The sequence below is a fragment of the Pseudomonas putida genome, from assembly GCF_005080685.1.
Taxonomy (GTDB): domain Bacteria; phylum Pseudomonadota; class Gammaproteobacteria; order Pseudomonadales; family Pseudomonadaceae; genus Aquipseudomonas; species Aquipseudomonas putida_V.
Genome location: NZ_CP039371.1, coordinates 2,610,206 through 2,628,203, shown reverse-complemented (window position 1 = coordinate 2,628,203; position 17,998 = coordinate 2,610,206). Strand labels below are relative to the sequence as shown.

Sequence of the window (17,998 nt, the reverse complement as noted above, 5' to 3'; positions counted from 1 at the left end):
CGCCGGTTAGCTCACGAAGAGGTCGAGACGGCTTGCGCTTATCTGCCGCTGCGCAACATCTCCACCGGCACATACTTGCCGATCTCAAACTTGCCAATCGCCGCCCGGTGCACCTCGTCCGGTCCATCGGCCAGCCGCAGGGTGCGCTGCATCGCATACGCTAGCGGGAAGTAGGCTCGGCGCCCCGACGAAGTTCGCAATGCACCGTGCAGGCGGCGCTCGCTTTCAACGGCACTGCGACTTTCACATGGAAGCTTCGCTCAGGCGTTGCTCTACCTCTGTACCGACGCCGTCTCCACGACGGGCACGGATATTGTCCGGCTTCTGTCGCTGACACTTTCTTAATGCGCCACTTTCCAAAGAACCCCTGGCACCGCTAACTCCCCCCGACCCATCCCAATGCGCAAACCGCATGCCGTTCCTTGACGTGGTCCATCTCAACGCTACGGAATCGCTTTGATAGCGATAGGCGGCACCTTAGTTATCCGCGCCACTCCCTCTGCTTTACATTTAGAAACATTGTTTATCTTTAACCGAAAAGTCTTACAAAATCTAACCACTCCATAAAATGAAAAATCTTCCTACAGACAGCTAGGACAATTCCCTCAAAACAACCAGGTCAATCCAACTAATACGCACGCGCCAAAAACATTTCTTAGGCCTCTTCTGACAGCGCCACGAAATATATAAACACCCGAACCTTACCCAAACTAACTTAGCCATAAAAAGCAGTGTTGACCGAGGACAGATCTCCACCTAAACCTGTACTACCTCTCTGCACCGGAGAGGAATTACATAATTGGAGAGCTACTATGGACAAGCAGTTTGGTGTCAGCATCTTGGAACTTCCAATAGACAACACCACTGTACTCGAAGCGGGATTCTTTGGGGGATCCGGAGGCCAAGGCGGCTGCGGCGGAAGTGGTGGTTGCGGTGGCGGTGGAGGCTGCAGTGGGGGAAGTGGGGGAAGTGGTGGTAGCGGCGGAAATGCCGTAGAGAACAATGAGCAACCCCACTGTTAAGTTGTAACAGAGTGCCGTCAGCACCTAGACGGCACTCACTTGAACGCAGGCAATCATCATGAAAACACTTAAGATTTACAATTACGAAATACTTAATTTTGAATCGGACCCCATCCTATACACAAGCGCGGGACTCACTAAAATTACAAATAAACAAATGAGCAACGTCCTCAAACGCATCAAAGGAAGTAGCCCAGAGCATCTGCAACAGGATGAGCTAGAACAAATACTTAAAAACGAAAAACTGGAACCCAATACCGCGATCGACTTCCTTAAATCAATATGCGTCATTGGCGAGGAGATACAAAGACCGCATTTTAACGACACAACCATTTATACCGACCTTAATATTCCCGAATCGCACAGAGAATTTTTAACAAATAAATATGATGGCAAACTGAAAATCAGCCCAGTGCTGCCGAGAGAACCCATTGCTACAGCTCACCCGACGCTAACGATTTTTGCCTATATGAAAATCAGCCCGGAAGCACTTAGGGAGGCTTATACAAAAATCTTGGATAATAACCCCGAGAATGGCGCAAGCATTGGGTTTGTTAGCGGAAATGACTTCCATCTTACTGAAGTACATATTCCTGCCATTGGTAACCCTTGCGCATACTGCACGCTGGACCGTATCGCTTACTACGAAACGATTCGGGGCAGCAACCATCACTGGAGCAAAGTCTGGTCATTCTGCCGATCAGCAAAACTCGACCTGCCGAAAGCCGATATTGATGAACTACAATGCCTATTGATTCTGGGGGCAATAATCTCTTTCACCAATAAGCTCACAAAGCCTGCCAAGCGCCTGTCAACTCAGGATCAAGTACTGGCGTCTAGAACCCTTAATCTAGCCAATGGTGCACTCACTGAAGACAGCAGTGTTCACTGGCCATTTTGCAAGTGTCTCGGAGCGAAAATATGAGTATTATTCATGACCAATATCTCTATTTCACGCCCCACGATGTCATTGATGAAACCTTAGCTTTTCACGCCAAGGGAAACTATACCATCCATCGGGCGACTCAGCATTGCAGTACGCTGCACAACATCCCAACAGAGGCACTCGAAAGCCTGACAGGCCAAGAACTAAAACTAGATATATTCAGCAACCCACACGACCAAGCCGCCGCCAGACTTGAGCAACTTCAACTCAACCATCATTTAAACAGAAACAACTCGTGCACCTCCTTCACGCACAGACCATTGCACTTCAGCACCGTCCAGGAATTGCTATCTCCGCTTCTTAGAAAAGAAGACTCCAACTATAGAAGAGGCTATCCCAGCGGAGGGGCCATCTACCCGATAGAAGTCTTTTGCATAAACATAGAAAAGAAGGTTAAAAACTGGCCCGCGTCATCCGACGCACTCCATCTACTCCCCGGATCTCGAAAACTCGAGGCCCACAGCCCAAATATCAACACCCATAAACTATCGCAGTCAATCACTCCAGAAAATGAAAACATCGGAAGTCCAACGTTAGCGCTCGTGTACTGCCTATACCTACCGAAAGCAGTTTTCAAATATCGCTACAGAGGGTACCGCCTCGCCTTGTTAGAAGCCGGCTCAATGTACATGCTCATGGACTTACGATGCAAAGAACTAAACCTAAACAGCAGGATCTGGTCGGGCTTCACGGATCACCAGTTGATAAAAAATCTGGACCTAAACCCGACACTCTTTCTACCCGCATGCGTCCAACTGATAGGGTGAATCATGAATACATACAATGAAATACATACACCTGCATTCAGTGATTTCGAGTTTCTGCGACCCAGCGCAGTATCCTATCTCCCTCATAGCATGGAGTGCGGAAGTCGGTGGGAAACTTATGGTTCCAGTAGTGGTTGGACATCTGACCTAACGAGGTCGGCAGGAGGTGAGTACTTTGAGAGGAAACACTTCTATCTGGACGTCCCGGTGCACGCAACGGGCACTTTGAGCAGCACATTAAATTCCGAAGAAACCACTGCTTTTGTCAACGCACTAGTACAAACCTCCAGCCACCTCCCCTCTGAAGAAATTCATTCGCACGCATTCGACCTCACTAATGCATATAGAATTAGTGACTTTACCCCTTGCAAAATACCAACAGCCTGCGTCTCAATCTCCCCATGCCGAAACCCAATCGATAACCAGATCTACCCTATGCGGGACACTTGCGGATGTAGCGCTCACACTCATTTAGAAAGCGCGATCCTCGGCGCACTTAAGGAAGCCTTGGAGCGACAATTTTTACTTCGCTTTTGGCTCACTAGCAAACACGCAACAATCACTGAATATAACAGTGCCTGCCAAATACTATCAAAAAGCAAAGCCCTGCCATTACTCCAGAAACTTCATGACTCAGGCAAATTGTGCATGATAGATATTTCAGACTCCAGATTCCCTGGCACCTGCCTCTTAGTTTGCTATGGCAATCCATACGACTCAGCTGCCAAAGTAAAGTATTGCGCAGGCATGGCATACACGAGCAATTTTTGCATGGCTTTGGAAAAATCCATAATCGAACTCTGGCAGACTTTTCGCTTCATGCTTTCACTGGGTGCCACCTATCCCAATCAAATAAAAGACCCCTACCTAAAGCACTTTATTGAGTGCAATCACTACAAGACCTATGAAACCATCACAACCAACCTCCTCCCCCCTAGCACTGCATCAATCCGCTCAGAAAACGAACAACTGACTGCACGAACACTTATTGATGACATACGAGCAACCAAGCTTGATGGTTTTCTGTACCTCACCTCCATGCCGACAAAACAGTCCACTCTCTATTTTTGCAAGTACGTCTCCCCAAACACATTTCTCCATATGAATAATTCTTTCGCCTTAAATACCGACAACCTCTACTCCGGACATTTTTCTAGAGAAATCATCCCTAGCCGGCTAGCTACAATGGTGCCATTCCCATGAACTCAAGTATCTTCAAACCACCTCACGCGCTGACCAAAGCATTCATCATTAGCAAGATTTTACTAACAGAACATTTCAGAGATCCAATAGCCATTTTATGGGCGGGGGTAGCCCCCTGCATCATGTTTACCGTTCTCATCCAGAGCAATTGGATGCAAGCCCCCAAACGTTGAACTACGCTTCATCCTCCGCATGGTTTTACTCGTATATCGCAGCAAACTCAGCCCTCTATGGCTTCAGTTTCTACCTCATCGGCAGAAGAGAAAGCGGATTTGTACGGTCCTTCATTTACAAACCCATGGCAATCAAGATTTTCCTTCACGCTCATACTGTTTGTTACTCACTAATAAGCCTATCCTACTCTACGCTGTTCTACCTCGTCACCAAGCCATTCTACGGCGCTTATTCAGCGTTGGAGTTCCTGCAAGTTACAGCGTCCTTTTACACATGTTATTTGTTGTTTTCGTGTGCCGGCCTAGTCATTGTAGCAATGCCCTTGAAGTTCAACACTGCGAACACACTCTTTTCCCTACTTTCATTCTGGATGCTTCTGTCTGGCTATATGGGATCACTGCAAAACTCAAGCCCTATTAAATATTTGTCTACCATCAACCCGATTTATTTGACCACAATGATTTTCAGTGGGGACATCCCCCTGACCTTCAGCTTCCCAATTGCAGTAGCCGGGGCATCCACAGGGCTATTTTTGACGTGGAAATATTTCAGAATCCAGCCCATCTGGAGCAGATACTAATGAGCCTACTACAATTGCGCGACGTCACATTCTCCTATGATCGGACCCCGCTAATGAACGAGGTAAACCTACATTTGGCCAAGGGCGAAATCGTAGGAGTTCTTGGTATAAACGGCGCAGGAAAAACCACACTATTCGATCTTATCTGCGGAACCAAGAAAGTTTGCCATGGTGCAATCAACAACGCAGCGCGCTGCCCAACCTATCTGACACAGATTTTAACCCCGCCCCCCCTATTACGCATGAACGAGGCCGCCGAACTCATTCTGCAATTAAACGCCCACACCGCCCTTGACCCACTGGACTTCCCAGCACGACTTTCAACGTGGTCTCCGGACCTTGCAAAAAGATACACCCAACTATCAACCAAAAAAGCATCCACTTGCAGCTATGGTGAAATCCGAAGCTTCTTCACCTTGACGCTTCTATTGATGGATAGCGACTTAGTGCTTCTTGACGAACCCACCGCAGGCGTAGATCCCGAGCTCCGCCATTACATATGGCTAGGCATAAAACACGCGTGCAGGGAGGGCGCAAGCGTGTTGGTGTCCTCGCATTACACCCAAGAAATCGCCAGCAACTGCAATCGCTTTTACATGCTTGCAAAAACACGACTGGAGGAGTTCAAAAGCACAGAAGCATTTTTAGCTCGACATCAAGCTGCTTCGCTTGATGAAGCCTTTGTCCATGCTTCGACCTAGGCCCCAACGAGCAATTAACTTTGGCAATCCTCTGATTACCGTTGAACTCAACCTCTGCCGCCGCGCAACATCTCCACCGGCACATACTTGCCGATCTCAAATTTGCCAATCGCCGCCCGGTGCACCTCGTCCGGTCCATCGGCCAGGCGCAGGGTGCGCTGCATCGCATACATGTAGGCCAGCGGGAAATCCCCGCTCACCCCTGCTCCACCATGCAGCTGGATAGCCCGATCGATCACCTTCAATGCCACGTTCGGCGCCACCACCTTGATCTGCGCGATCTCGCTGCGTGCCACCTTGTTGCCGACGGTATCCATCATGTACGCGGCCTTCAACGTCAACAGCCGGGCCATGTCGATCTCCATGCGCGAGTCGGCGATCTTGTCGACGTTGCCGCCCAGTCGTGCCAGTGGCCGGCCAAACGCGGTACGTGCCACCGCCCTTTTGCACATCAACTCCAACGCCCGCTCGGCCATGCCGATCGACCGCATGCAATGGTGGATACGCCCTGGCCCGAGGCGCCCCTGGGCGATCTCGAATCCACGGCCTTCGCCGAGAATCACGTTCTCGTAGGGCACGCGCACGTTCTCGAACAGCACCTCGGCATGCCCATGGGGCGCGTCGTCGTAGCCGAATACCGGCAACGGCCGGACAATCTTCACGCCCGGCGCATCGGTCGGCACCAGCACCATGGAGTGCTGCTGATGACGAGGTGCCTGCGGGTCGGACAGGCCCATGAAGATCATGACCTTGCAGCGCGGATCGCACGCGCCGGAGGTCCACCACTTGCGCCCGTTGATCACCCACTCGTCGCCATCGCGCAGCGCGGTGGCAGCCATGTTGGTGGCATCGGACGAGGCCACATCCGGCTCGGTCATGGCGAATGCCGAGCGAATCTCGCCGCGCAGCAATGGCTCCAGCCACTGGCGCTTTTGCGCCTCGCTGCCGTAGCGCACCAGCACCTCCATGTTGCCAGTATCCGGCGCCGAGCAGTTGAAAGGCTCCGGCCCCAGCAACGAACGGCCCATGATCTCTGCCAGTGGTGCGTATTCCAGATTGCTCAGGCCGGCGCCGTACTCCGAGTCAGGCAGGAACAGGTTCCACAGGCCTTCAGCCTGCGCCTTGGCCTTGAGCGTCTCCATGATCGCGGTGGGCTGCCAGCGGTCACCCTCGGCGACCTGGCGTTCGAACACCGGCTCGGCGGGGTACACATGGGCATCCATGAACGCACTGACACGCTCGCGCAATGCCTGGACCTTGGGCGAATAGGCGAAATCCATCGGGGCTACCTTCACGATTCGAGAGACATGGGCAGAGCCTAGAGCACCGGCCAGTCATCCACCTAGTCTATTTTCCACGTGTATAAACATTCATAACCGATATATGATCGACCGATAATTCCAATAAGAGCGGCGCCCATGAACCTCAGCAAGGTCGACCTGAACCTTTTCATCGTCTTCGACGCGATTTACACAGAAGCCAACCTGACCCGCGCCGGGCAGATCGTCGGCATTACCCAGCCGGCGGTGTCCAACGCCCTCTCACGGCTGCGGGAAACCTTCAACGACCCGTTGTTCGTGCGCACGGCCCAGGGCATGGTGCCCACACCCATGGCGCAGAACATCATCGGCCCGGTGCGTAACGCCCTGGCGCTGTTGCGCACCTCGGTGCAGGAAAGCCGCATCTTCAACCCGCAGCAGGCCAGCAAGACCTTCCGCATCAGCATGACCGACCTCACCGAGGCGGTGGTGCTGCCGCCGTTGTTCCAGCGCCTGCGCCGCCTGGCTCCTGCAGTGATGATCGAGAGCTTCCTGTGCAAACGCCGGGAAACCACCAAGGAACTCGCCGCCGGACGCCTGGACTTCGCCGTGGACGCGCCGCTCAACACCGATCCGCAGGTACGCCACGTCAAGCTGATGCAGGATCGATTCGTCTGCGCCTTGCGCCAGGGCCATCCGCTGGCCGATTCCCGGCTGACGCTGGAGCATTACCTAGGCATGACCCACATCCACATCTCCAGCCGCCGCAACGGGCTGGGCTATGTGGACCTGGCCTTGGGCAAGATGGGTGTGCAACGCAAGATCGCCCTGCGTTCGCAACACTACCTGATGGCTTCCCAGGTGCTGCAGCAGACCGACATGGTGATGACCGTGCCGGAACGCTTCGCCCGTCGCCACCAATTGCGCTACCAGCCGCTACCGGTGGAGGTCGCCCCCCTGGAAACCCACCTGTACTGGCATGAAAGCACCGATCAGGACCCGGCCAATCGCTGGATGCGCGAGCAGATCATCGAATTGTGTGAACGGGTCGTAATGGAGGAAGAGCAAAAGGTCCCCCAACTCGCCTGATCGTACCGTTTGCAGCATGGGATTCGAAAAAAAATTCTCCGAACAAGGCCGTGGAGGAGAATTCTTTCTCACCTGAACTGGGTTCCTAGGGTAATTGGAAAAAAGCATCTCCAAGGCAGCGTTACGCTATCTGCATCGATCGCCGATTCCACGACGACACTGCACGGAACAGCCCCATGCCAAGCGCCCCGCTCTATTTCGATTACGCCGCCACAACCCCGGTCGACGACCGGGTCATCGAGACCATGCTCGCCTGCCTCGGACGCCACGCCAACTTCGGCAATCCGGCCTCCAGCGGTCACGCCTACGGCCAGGCCGCGCGGGAACTCGTGGAGCAGGCTCGGCGGCAGGTGGCCGAATGTGTCGGCGCCGCGGCGAACGCGCTGATCTGGACGTCCGGGGCGACCGAATCGAACAACCTTGCGCTCAAGGGCATCGCTCAAGGCATCGGTGAGCCGGGGCACCTGATCACCAGCCAACTGGAGCACAAGGCGGTGCTCGATACCGTGGCCGAACTGGAGCGCCAGGGCTGGAAAGTGACCCGTCTGGCCCCCGACGCAGCGGGCCTGATACAACCGCACATGGTCCAAGCGGCGCTGCGCGCCGATACCCGCCTGGTGTCGCTGATGGCCGTCAACAACGAGTTGGGCACCGTGACCGACTTCACCGCCATCGGTGAGCGGGTGCGCGCCCATGGCGGCCTGTTCCACGTCGATGCCGCCCAGGCTGTCGGTAAATTGCCGATCGATCTCGGCGTGGCCGCAGTGGACCTGATGTCGTTCTCGGCGCACAAGGTCTACGGCCCCAAGGGCATCGGCGCGTTGTACGTGGGCCCGCGTGCGCATGCGCTGATGCGCGCGCAGATCCACGGCGGCGGCCATGAACAGGGGCTGCGCTCTGGCACCCTGGCCACTCATCAGATCGTCGGCATGGGCACTGCCTTCGCGCTGGCCGGGCAGCCGGGTGACAGCGACTACCAGCACACCGAACGGCTTGCCCGCCGGCTGCGCGAGGGGCTGCTGGCCCTGCCCGGCGTGACGCTCAATGGCTGCCCGGCGCAACGCATTGCACACACCTTGAACCTGTGCATCGAGGCCCAGGGCTTCAACAGTGCGGCACTGGCGAGCGAGCTGGCCCTGTCGACCACCTCGGCCTGCAATTCCGCGGCCAATGCTGCTTCCCACGTGCTGTTGGCGCTGGGCCTGGATGAAGCACGCGCACGCCGTAGCGTGCGCGTGAGCATCGGGCGATTCACTACCGAGACCGAAGTCGACCAAGCGATCGAGGTCTTCCGTCGGGTGCTGGCGGCAGCATCGACTGCCCTCTGGTAGTGGTGGTCAGAGGAAGGTGAACACCGTCGAAGCTGGCAGACGCGACTTGCTCAGCCCGGCGTTGAAGTCCGACTCGCTGCGGTAGCCCAGGCTCAGCAACACCACGCTGGTGTAGCCCTGCTCGCGCAGGCCCAGTTCGGCGTCGAGGACCTTGCTGTCGAAACCTTCGATCGGCGTGGCGTCCAGATCATGGGCGGCGGCGCCGAGCAATGCGGTGCCCAGGGCCAGGTAGGTTTGTTTTTCCATCCAGTGCTGCAGGTCCTTGAGATCGAAGCGATGCAGGTCGGCGTAGCCACGGCGGGTCAGGTCCTGGCCGGCGCGGGCCTGCTCATCGCGGAAGCGCCCGTCGCGCTGCTCCTGGTCGAGTACTGCATCGAGGTGCGCTTCGGTCATGTCGGTGCGGGTGCAGAAGGCGATGACGTGCGAGGCATCGAGGATTTTCGGCGTGTTGTAGGCGAAGCGCCCCTCGGTTGCCTTGGCCAGGCGGGCCTTGCCTTCGGCGCTGTCGGCGACGATGAAGTGCCAGGGCTGCGAATTGACCGAGGACGGGCTGTGGCGCAACTGCTCGAGCAGGGCATCGATGGTCGCCTGGGGGATCTTGCGGGCGGCATCGTAGGCCTTGGTGGTGTAGCGGCGCTTGGCCAGGAAGACGGTATCCATGCTGCAACTCCAATTAAGCGGGACGGGATTCGTAGCACATCTTATCTTTCCTTCTGCGAAGAAAAACCAGCAGAATGCAGCAACACTTTCACCTTTGGAGTGAAAATGCTCCGTCTGGATGACCTCGAACTGTTCGTGCGCAGCAGCGCATTGGGCAGTTTCACCGCTGCCGCCCGTGAGGCCGACCTGCTGCCCGGCCAGGTCGCGGCTGCGATCAAGCGTCTGGAGCGCGACCTCGACGTGCGCCTGTTCGCCCGCACCACGCGCAGCCTGCGCCTGACTGCCGAAGGCGAGTTGTATTTGCCCACCGCCCTGAACGTGCTGGAAAACCTGCGCCAAGGCCGTGACAACCTGCATGGCGCCCATAGCGGCTTGCGCGGCGTGCTGCAGGTGTCGGCCCCATCGGACCTGGGGCGCAATATCCTGCTGCCCTGGCTGAGTGATTTCCGCCGCGACCACCCCGATCTGAGCCTGCGTCTGTTTCTCTCCGACCAGATCGCCGACCTGTTCCGCGATCCGGTAGATGTCGCCATTCGCTATGGCATCAACCAGGAAGCCAACTACATCGCCCTGCCCCTGGCCCCCTGGAATCGCCGCGTGCTGGTGGCTTCGCCCGGCTACCTGGCCCGCCATGGCCGGCCACAGAGCGTCGATGACCTGCAACAGCATGCCTGCCTGCTCTACCTGCAGTTGGGGCGCATCTATGACAAGTGGCGTCTGGGAAACCGCATGGTCCAGGTCACCGGCCCGTTGTTCAGCGACGACGCCGACGTGGTAAGGCGTTGGGCGCTGCTCGGTGAAGGCATTGCCTACAAATCGTGGCTGGATGTCAGCGCCGACGTGGCGAGCGGTGAGCTGGAAGTGCTGTTGCCCGAGCACCCCGGCGAACTCACCCCGGTGACCTTGGCCTGCCCGCACCGCAAGCAGTTGTCGCCTGCCGTGTCGCGCCTGCACCTGTGGCTGCGCGAGCGCTTTGCGGCGCTGGAGCCTGCACAATTGTTCTAAACCACGGCTGGGCTTGTGCGTTAAGGTGAACAGCCCTTACCCAGCCGCAGCCCCCCTCATGACCAACTGGATCGACCTCAAGCAGGACGCCGACACCGGCATCGAGTCGGTCCGCGCGCATTTCATCGGCCATGCCTATGACCCGCACTGGCATGACAGCTTTCTGGTCGGTATCACCGAACAGGGCGTGCAGCAATTCAACTGCCGGCGGGTGCGCCACAACAGCACGCCGGGCCAGGTGTTCCTGCTCGAGCCTGGCGATATCCACGACGGCCATGCGCCAACCGCAGACGGTTTCACCTACTCCACGCTGTATCTGCAGCCCAACTGGCTCGAAGCCGAACTGCGCTCGGTGTTCGAACAGGCCCCCAGCGGCAACCTGCCCAGCTTCGCCGATACCCTGTGCCGCGACGCCCAACTGGCCAGTGCCACGGCCCTGGCCTTTCGCGCCGTGCATGACCAGGAACTGCGCATCGTGCGGCAAACCGCGATGGACCAGTTGCTTGGCTGCCTGACCCGCCACCTGCACTGGCGCAAGCGCCTGAACCCCGACCCGCGACTGCCCCTGACCGCGCAGCGCGCGCGCGACTACCTGCACGCGAACCTGGAACGCGACATCAGCCTGGAAGAAGTCGCTTTGGCCTGCGGTGTCGACCGATTCCGCCTGACCCGCGCGTTCAAGGCCGCCTTCGGCCTGGCTCCACACGCCTATCTGATTCAGCTTCGACTGGCGCGAGCTCGGCGCCTGCTGGCCCAGGGCCAGACACCTGCCGAAGTCGCCGTCGCCCTGGGTTTTGCCGACCAAAGCCACCTCGGACGCTGGTTCCGCCGGGCTTATCGCCTGACCCCGGCCGATTACCGCAGGCGCTGCTCAAACCTTCCAGACTAGGCGCCGACCGGCGGCGAACATGGCACTCTGATCAACCGGAGTCGTTCGCCATGTCGCAATCGTTAATGCCCTTCATCCTCTTCGCGCTCGTCGCCAGCATCAGCCCGGGGCCAACCAACCTGCTGATCCTCGCCCATGGCGCCCGCCAAGGCCTGCGCGCAAGCCTGGCGCCGATACTGGCGGCCTGTGGCGCGGCGGCGGCGATCGTGCTGGCTGTCGGGCTGGGGCTTGGTGAGGTGCTGGTGCGCCATCCACTGGCGCAGCAACTGATGAGTTGGGCCGGTGTGCTGTGGTTGAGCTGGCTGGCCCTGGGCATGCTGCGAGGTGCAGGCGAGCCGCTGGATAACCCGGGCGCGGGGCACTTCGGGGTGGTCAGCGCGGCATCGCTGCAACTGGTCAACCCCAAGGTCTGGCTGATGGCGGTGGCCGTGATCGGCGTGTTCGCCGGACCGTCGTTACCGGTATGGCACTTGGCGTTGGTGTTCTTGCTGATCGCGCTGCCGTGCATGGCGGTGTGGGCGGCATTGGGTGTGGGCAGTACGCGTTGGTTGCAGGCTCCGGGGCGGTTGTTGTGGTTCAACCGCGCCCTGGCGGGGTTGTTGCTGGTGTCGGCGTGGGCGTCGATGGTGAGGTGATTGCGCGGTGATGCGCAGCGGCTCCATCGCCGGCAAGCCGGCTCCTACAAGCGCGTAGGAGCCGGCCTGTCAATCAGCCCTGCACGGCCTCACGAAAGCGCCGGCTGCTGGCTACCGCGATAGCCAAGCCGACTACCGCGACAACGCCACCCACCAGGCCGATATGGGCAACGCCCAGCTGGCTGCTGACGATACTGCCCAGCAACGCGCCACCGCCAATCCCGATGTTGTAGATACCCGAGAACAGGGCCATGGCCACGTCCGTGGCGTCGGAGGCCAGCTTGAGGGTCTTGGACTGCAGCGACAGGCTGAAACTGAGAATTGCCACCCCCCAGAACATGCTCAGCCCGGCGAACACATAGAAGTTGCCCGACAACGGCAACAGCAACAGCAGGCAAGCCGCCAGCATACCGATCGACCCCACCAGGAAACCCTGGGGGAATCGCTCGCTGTAGCGGCTGAACAGCACCGAGCCAACCACGCCAGCACCGCCGAACAGCAACAGCAGCAATGTGGTGCGCTCGCCACCGATCTGCGCCACGTGCAGGGCAAATGGCTCGATGTAGCTGTAGGCGGTGAACTGGGCGGTGATCACCAGCGTCACCAGCAGATAGGTGATCACCAGCGCACGGCGCTTGAACAGAATCGGCAGGCTGCGCAACGAACCGGAATTCTGGCTTGGCAACAGCGGCAGCGACTTCATCAGGCAAAGCATGGTGGCCAGGGCCACACCGGCGATGCTGAGGAAGGTCACGCGCCAGCCAAGCGCCTCACCCACCACGCGCCCCAGGGGAATGCCCAGCACCATCGCCAGGGTGGTACCGGTGGCCAGCAGCCCGAGCGCCTTGGCCTGCTGGCCAGGGGGTGCCACACGCACCGCCAGCGAGGCGGTGATCGACCAGAACACCGCGTGGGACAAGGCTATGCCGATGCGGCTGACCAACAGCATGGCAAAGCTCTGCGACAGCCACGACAGCAGATGGCTGACGATGAACACCAGAAACACCAGCAGCAGCAGGCGGCGGCGTTCGATATTGCGGGTCAGCAGCATCATCGGCAGCGAGGCCAGGGCCACGACCCAGGCGTAGATGGTCAGCATCAGGCCGACCTGGGCGGTGCTCATGTCGAAGCTGCGGCCGATATCGCTGAGCAGCGCCACCGGCACGAACTCGGTGGTGTTGAAGATGAAGGCAGCCAGGGCCAGCGCGATCACGCTCAACCAGCTACCGCTGCCCACGGTCGGGGGCATGTTGAGGGGGGTGGGTCCATTCATTGAGGAAACTCGCTGTTGCGCGGACAAGGCGATAGAGCGCACGACCCACGCCGAGGTTCGACGGGGTTGATGCGTGATGGGTTATTGGAGGAATGCCCGGCATGGTACGCGCCGCGGCGAGGTGCCACAACCGTTGCCGGCGTTGGCGCGCGAGGATTTTGTAAGATCGACTGTCGTAACTCGCCGCCCTGGTGGAAGCGGGCTTGCCCGCGCCCACAGGGTCGACGTTTTCACTGCGACACACTACTGCCCTCGAAAGGGCGGAGGACTCAGCCCTTGAGCGTGGCCATGTCGATCACGAAGCGGTACTTCACATCACCGGCGATCATGCGCTCGTACGCCTGGTTGATGTTGCGGATATCCAGCATTTCGATATCACAACGGATATCGTGCTCGGCGCAGAAATCCAGCACTTCCTGAGTCTCGGCGATACCGCCAATCAACGAGCCGGCCAGTACCCTGCGCTTGAGCACCAGGTTCGCCGCATGCACCGCCGGGTCGATCGGTTCGATCAGGCCGACCAGAATGTGCACGCCGTCGAACTTGAGGGTTTCGAGGTACGGATTGAGGTCGTGCTGAACCGGAATGGTGTCGAGCAGGAAGTCGAAGCGACCGGCTGCGGCCTGCATCTGCTCGGGGTCGGTGGACACGATCACGTGGTCGGCGCCCTGGCGGCGGGCTTCCTCGGCCTTGGCCTGGGAACGGGTGAACAGCGTCACTTCGGCGCCCAGCGCCTTGGCCAGCTTGATGCCCATGTGGCCCAGGCCACCCATGCCAAGGATGCCCACCTTGTGGCCGGGGCCCACGCCGTGGTGCTTGAGCGGCGAGTACGTGGTGATGCCGGCGCAGAGGATCGGCGCGGCGCTTGGCAGGTCCATGCCGGCCGGGATGCGCACCACGAAGTGTTCGTTGACCACGATGCTGCTGGAATAGCCGCCCATGGTGTTGCTGCCATCGACCCGGTCGGGGGTCGCGTAGGTCATGGTAGGGCCTTCCAGGCAGTACTGCTCGAGGTCCTTGGCACAGGCCTCGCAATGGCGGCAGGAGTCGACCATGCAGCCGATGCCGACCAGGTCGCCGACCTTGTGCGCCGACACCTTGTCGCCGACGGCGGTGACCCGCCCGATGATCTCGTGGCCAGGCATCAGCGGGTACACGGCAATGCCCCATTCATTGCGCGCCTGATGGATGTCGGAGTGGCAGACGCCGCAATACAGGATCTCGATGGCGACGTCGTCCGGGCGCGGGCTGCGGCGCTCGAAGGTCATGGGGGCGAGCGGGCTGGTCGAAGTTTGGGCGGCGTAGCCGATGGCGGTGTACATGCAGGACCTCGCAATGAGTGAAACGATTCAGTCCGACACATTTTGCGCGCCCAAACCCCGCAGCGCCTACCGCTGATTCTCCGGCATGCATGCCTGATCCTCCGAAGTTGCCCGCTCACCCCTGGCGCCTGACCTCCGATCTGCGATGATTGTAGTGTCTGATCCTCCGCCCTGGTCCATCATGCAACTGACTCGTCACGTCGATGCCAATGCCCCGCTCTGCGGGCTCATCCGCAACCTGGCCACACGCCCTGGGTTCGTGCCCACCCACCTGCCGCAGGTCCAGGTACTTAGCTGGGGCCACTACGTGGCCAGCAGCCCGCAGATCTACGAACCCAGTCTGATGATCCTGGCCCAAGGCAGCAAGCTGGCGCGCCTGGGCCCGCGCACGCTGGAATACGGCGCCGGGCATTATCTGGTGCAGGCACTGTCGGTGCCCTTCATGTGCGAGACCTTCGCCACCGAAGAGGTGCCCCTGCTCGGCGTGGCGGTCGACATCGACCGCGCCGTGCTGGGCGAACTGGTGCAGAACATGGCCCTCCCCCCCGACCCGGCGGTGCAGGCGCAAACGCCGCAATCGATGACCTCCGCGGCGCTGGATGCGCCCATGCGCGAGAGCGTCGAGCGTCTGTTGCAGTGCCTGCAGGACCCGCTGGACGCCAAGGTGCTGGGCCCGGCGCGCGTACGCGAGGTGCTGTATACCGCCTTGCGAGGGCCGCAAGCCGGGGTGTTGCGGGCATTGGTGGAACAACAGGGGCACTTTGCCCGAATCGGCGCCGCCCTCGCCCATCTGCGCGAGCATTACACCGCCCCCCTCAGCGTCGAGGACCTGGCGGCCCGCGCCAACATGAGCGTGTCGACCTTCCACGAGCATTTCAAACGCTGCACCGACCTTGCACCGATGCAGTACCTGAAACGCCTGCGCCTGCTCAAGGCGCAGCAGATGCTGATCGGCGAAGGTCTGGGCGTGGCGCAGACCGCGCACCGGGTCGGCTACCAGAGCACCTCGCAGTTCAGCCGCGAATACAAGCGCCAATTCGCCCGCAGCCCGGGCGACGAACTGCCTTACCAGAGCCTGCCGGTCTAGCCGCTCAGGCCAACGGCCACTCGGCCAATGGCCAGTAACGCCCTTTGCGTGATTCGTACAAGGTGAAGTGGCGGGCGGCGATGAAGAACTCCGGCGCCACCGATGCCTCCGGCGCCTGGCCACGGTAGCCCCGCGACAGCGTCAGGTGCGGTCGGTAATCGCGGCTTTGTTGGCCAATGCCCAGCGGCAGCAGTGCCTGCTCCAGGGCATACACCAACTGACGCAGCGGCGCCGCCGTGGACTGCGGCTCGAGCACCAGTGCGCCAGGGCGCGGCCATACGCTCAGGCGATCGAGCCGCAGGCGCAACGGCGCATCGGGGCGCGCCAGGGCATCGACCGCCGCTTGAATCGCCGGTACTTGCACGGCATCCACATCGCCCAGAAAAAGCAGGGTCAGGTGAAAGTTCTCGCGCGGCACCGGTTTGCCGCTGCGCAGGCCCAGCGCGCCGCGCCACTGACCGATGGCACGGCGCTGCGCGTCGGTGACCGGCAAGGCGAAGAACAACCGTTTGAAGGGGCTGCCAGTGGGGCGTGTATCCTCGGCCATGTCCACTCCTTGTAGGTGAATCGTTTGCGTCTGATCTGGCACGTTACACCTAAGTCGACAGGAGCAGGGCCAACAATCAGTACAAACCCGCCCCATGATTGTTTATGCTGGCGGGCTCAAGCCATGTCAGATGGCCATTCTCGACAAGTAAACGTCCATGAAAATTGCACTCGTACTTCTTTTCGTCGCTTCGATCGCCTATGTCCACCTGCGCGGTCGGGTACGTCACAAGCTGACGCGCCAGCTCGGCGACCACTCCAGTTTCCTCGCCCCGATCAACAGCTTCCTCTATCTGTTCTCCCGGCATCCGGCCAAGCCGTACCTGCCGGTCGAGGCTTTCCCCGAGCTGCAACCGCTCAAGGACCACTGGCAGGAGATCCGTGAAGAAGCCCAGCAATTGCTGCACGTGGGCGAAATCAAGAAGTCCGACAACTATGACGACGTGGGCTTCAATTCGTTCTTCAAGACCGGCTGGAAGCGCTTCTACCTGAAATGGTACGGCGAGAGCCACCCTTCGGCGATGAACCTGTGCCCACGCACCACCGAGCTGCTGCAAGGCATTGGCACGGTCAAGGCGGCGATGTTTGCCACCCTGCCCCCGGGTGCCAAACTGGTCCGCCACCGCGACCCCTACGCCGGCTCCTACCGCTATCACCTGGGCCTGGACACGCCTAACGACGACGGTTGCTACATCGATGTGGACGGCGAGAAGTATTCCTGGCGTGACGGTGAGGCGGTGATCTTCGACGAGACGTATATCCACTACGCCGCCAACACCACCGAGCACAACCGTATCATCCTGTTCTGCGACGTCGAGCGCCCGCTCAAGTACCACTGGGCCACCGCCTTCAACCGCTGGTTCAGCCGCAACGTGATGGCCGCGGCAGCCGCACCCAACGATGCCAACGACAAGACTGGCGGCATCAACCGCCTGTTCACCCGCATCTACAAGATCCGCGAACGCGGCAAGGCCCTGAAAAAGCGCAACCGCACCCGCTACTACCTGGAAAAGTGGGCCGTGGTCGCCGCACTGGTCCTGGTCTTCATCTACATCTGAGTGCTGCCCGGGCGGCTGCGCCGCCCGCTATCGTCTAGCCTGAAAGCTCACCCTCCCCAACCTCGTAAGGTGAAGACAATGAGCATGATGGACTGGGACGCCTACCGTAAGCAGTTGATGGCCGGCATCGGCGATCTCAAGCAGTTGTCCCCCGATACCGTCGCCGGCTACATGACCGCCAGCGGCGCCGGCGCCAAGACCAACAACCTGGACGCCAAGACCCGCGAACTGATCTCCCTGGCCGTGGCAGTGACCACCCGCTGCGACGGCTGCATCGCCGTGCATTCGCAGCAGGCCGTCAGGCACGGCGCCACCCGTGAAGAAATCGCCGAAGCCCTCGGCGTGGCCGTGGCGATGAACGCTGGCGCCGCGCTTGTGTATTCGGCGCGCGCCCTAGACGCGGTGGGCAAGGCCGACGGTTGAGCCTGATTGGCGTCGCCGCCCTTGCGCG

The 17,998-nt window shown here is 59.5% G+C and carries 17 protein-coding genes and 1 pseudogene; 12 read left to right on the top strand and 6 right to left on the bottom strand.

The genetic code is table 11. From position 1 onward, the window contains the following. Nucleotides 1-38 precede the first annotated feature (38 nt). Nucleotides 39-170: pseudogene (locus tag E6B08_RS12115) on the bottom strand (acyl-CoA dehydrogenase); the annotation flags it as partial. Between the two features lie 910 nt (nt 171-1,080). Between E6B08_RS12115 and E6B08_RS12105 the strand changes: the two are divergent. The 4 genes from E6B08_RS12105 to E6B08_RS12085 all read left to right on the top strand — a co-directional run bounded on the left by E6B08_RS12105 (nt 1,081) and on the right by E6B08_RS12085 (nt 5,393). Then, complete coding sequence (locus E6B08_RS12105; RefSeq protein ID WP_136914216.1) at nt 1,081-1,947, top strand: McbB family protein; 867 nt, start codon at nt 1,081-1,083, stop codon at nt 1,945-1,947. Further along, on the top strand, nt 1,944-2,735 hold the full coding sequence (locus tag E6B08_RS12100; protein ID WP_136914215.1) for a SagB/ThcOx family dehydrogenase: 792 nt from the start codon (nt 1,944-1,946) through the stop codon (nt 2,733-2,735). The genes E6B08_RS12105 and E6B08_RS12100 overlap by 4 nt, the downstream gene beginning before the upstream one ends. Before the next feature lie 3 nt (nt 2,736-2,738). Next, a complete protein-coding gene (locus tag E6B08_RS12095) occupies nt 2,739-3,938 on the top strand; it encodes a YcaO-like family protein (protein ID WP_136914214.1) in 1,200 nt (399 codons plus the stop codon). Between the two features lie 753 nt (nt 3,939-4,691). Next, nucleotides 4,692-5,393, top strand: coding sequence for an ATP-binding cassette domain-containing protein (locus tag E6B08_RS12085; protein WP_136914213.1), 702 nt, complete (start codon nt 4,692-4,694; stop codon nt 5,391-5,393). 47 nt (nt 5,394-5,440) lie between these two features. Here E6B08_RS12085 and E6B08_RS12080 read toward each other — a convergent pair whose 3' ends face one another. Further along, the gene (locus E6B08_RS12080; RefSeq protein ID WP_136914212.1) at nt 5,441-6,673 is read right to left on the bottom strand and encodes an acyl-CoA dehydrogenase; all 1,233 of its coding nucleotides are present in this window, start codon (nt 6,671-6,673) and stop codon (nt 5,441-5,443) included. A gap of 138 nt (nt 6,674-6,811) precedes the next feature. On the opposite strand from E6B08_RS12080, the gene E6B08_RS12075 reads away from it, so the two are divergent. Then, entirely contained in the window at nt 6,812-7,741 is a 930-nt protein-coding gene (locus E6B08_RS12075; RefSeq protein ID WP_136914211.1) for a LysR family transcriptional regulator, read from the top strand. A gap of 176 nt (nt 7,742-7,917) precedes the next feature. Continuing rightward, a complete protein-coding gene (locus tag E6B08_RS12070; protein ID WP_136914210.1) occupies nt 7,918-9,072 on the top strand; it encodes a cysteine desulfurase family protein in 1,155 nt (384 codons plus the stop codon). Between the two features lie 6 nt (nt 9,073-9,078). On the opposite strand, the gene nfsB is transcribed toward E6B08_RS12070, so the two are convergent. After that, entirely contained in the window at nt 9,079-9,732 is a 654-nt protein-coding gene (gene nfsB, locus E6B08_RS12065) for an oxygen-insensitive NAD(P)H nitroreductase (protein ID WP_136914209.1), read from the bottom strand. 105 nt (nt 9,733-9,837) lie between these two features. Between nfsB and E6B08_RS12060 the strand changes: the two genes are divergently transcribed. The 3 genes from E6B08_RS12060 to E6B08_RS12050 are packed head-to-tail and all read left to right on the top strand — an operon-like array spanning nt 9,838 to nt 12,261. Further along, nucleotides 9,838-10,737, top strand: coding sequence for a LysR family transcriptional regulator (locus tag E6B08_RS12060; protein WP_136914208.1), 900 nt, complete (start codon nt 9,838-9,840; stop codon nt 10,735-10,737). A 58-nt stretch (nt 10,738-10,795) separates the two neighbouring features. Continuing rightward, complete coding sequence (locus E6B08_RS12055) at nt 10,796-11,626, top strand: AraC family transcriptional regulator (RefSeq protein ID WP_136914207.1); 831 nt, start codon at nt 10,796-10,798, stop codon at nt 11,624-11,626. Between the two features lie 50 nt (nt 11,627-11,676). After that, nucleotides 11,677-12,261 (top strand): LysE family translocator, encoded by a 585-nt coding sequence (locus tag E6B08_RS12050; RefSeq protein ID WP_136914206.1) that lies wholly within the window; start codon nt 11,677-11,679, stop codon nt 12,259-12,261. Between the two features lie 73 nt (nt 12,262-12,334). Here E6B08_RS12050 and E6B08_RS12045 read toward each other — a convergent pair whose 3' ends face one another. Together E6B08_RS12045 and calA are read right to left on the bottom strand one after the other, a co-directional pair. Then, the gene (locus E6B08_RS12045; protein ID WP_136914205.1) at nt 12,335-13,534 is read right to left on the bottom strand and encodes a sugar transporter; all 1,200 of its coding nucleotides are present in this window, start codon (nt 13,532-13,534) and stop codon (nt 12,335-12,337) included. A gap of 269 nt (nt 13,535-13,803) precedes the next feature. Further along, complete coding sequence (gene calA, locus E6B08_RS12040; protein WP_136914204.1) at nt 13,804-14,856, bottom strand: vanillin reductase; 1,053 nt, start codon at nt 14,854-14,856, stop codon at nt 13,804-13,806. Between the two features lie 181 nt (nt 14,857-15,037). Between calA and E6B08_RS12035 the strand changes: the two genes are divergently transcribed. Next, complete coding sequence (locus E6B08_RS12035) at nt 15,038-15,943, top strand: AraC family transcriptional regulator (RefSeq protein WP_136914203.1); 906 nt, start codon at nt 15,038-15,040, stop codon at nt 15,941-15,943. 4 nt (nt 15,944-15,947) lie between these two features. Here the strand turns inward: E6B08_RS12035 and thpR are convergent, their stop codons facing one another. Beyond that, a complete protein-coding gene (gene thpR / locus E6B08_RS12030) occupies nt 15,948-16,490 on the bottom strand; it encodes an RNA 2',3'-cyclic phosphodiesterase (RefSeq protein ID WP_136914202.1) in 543 nt (180 codons plus the stop codon). Nucleotides 16,491-16,647: 157 nt separating this feature from the next. Between thpR and lpxO the strand changes: the two genes are divergently transcribed. Together lpxO and E6B08_RS12020 are read left to right on the top strand one after the other, a co-directional pair. After that, nucleotides 16,648-17,547, top strand: a complete 900-nt coding sequence (gene lpxO, locus E6B08_RS12025; protein WP_136914201.1) for a lipid A hydroxylase LpxO — start codon at nt 16,648-16,650, stop codon at nt 17,545-17,547. 78 nt (nt 17,548-17,625) lie between these two features. Beyond that, nucleotides 17,626-17,970, top strand: coding sequence for a carboxymuconolactone decarboxylase family protein (locus E6B08_RS12020; RefSeq protein WP_136914200.1), 345 nt, complete (start codon nt 17,626-17,628; stop codon nt 17,968-17,970). Nucleotides 17,971-17,998 lie beyond the last annotated feature (28 nt).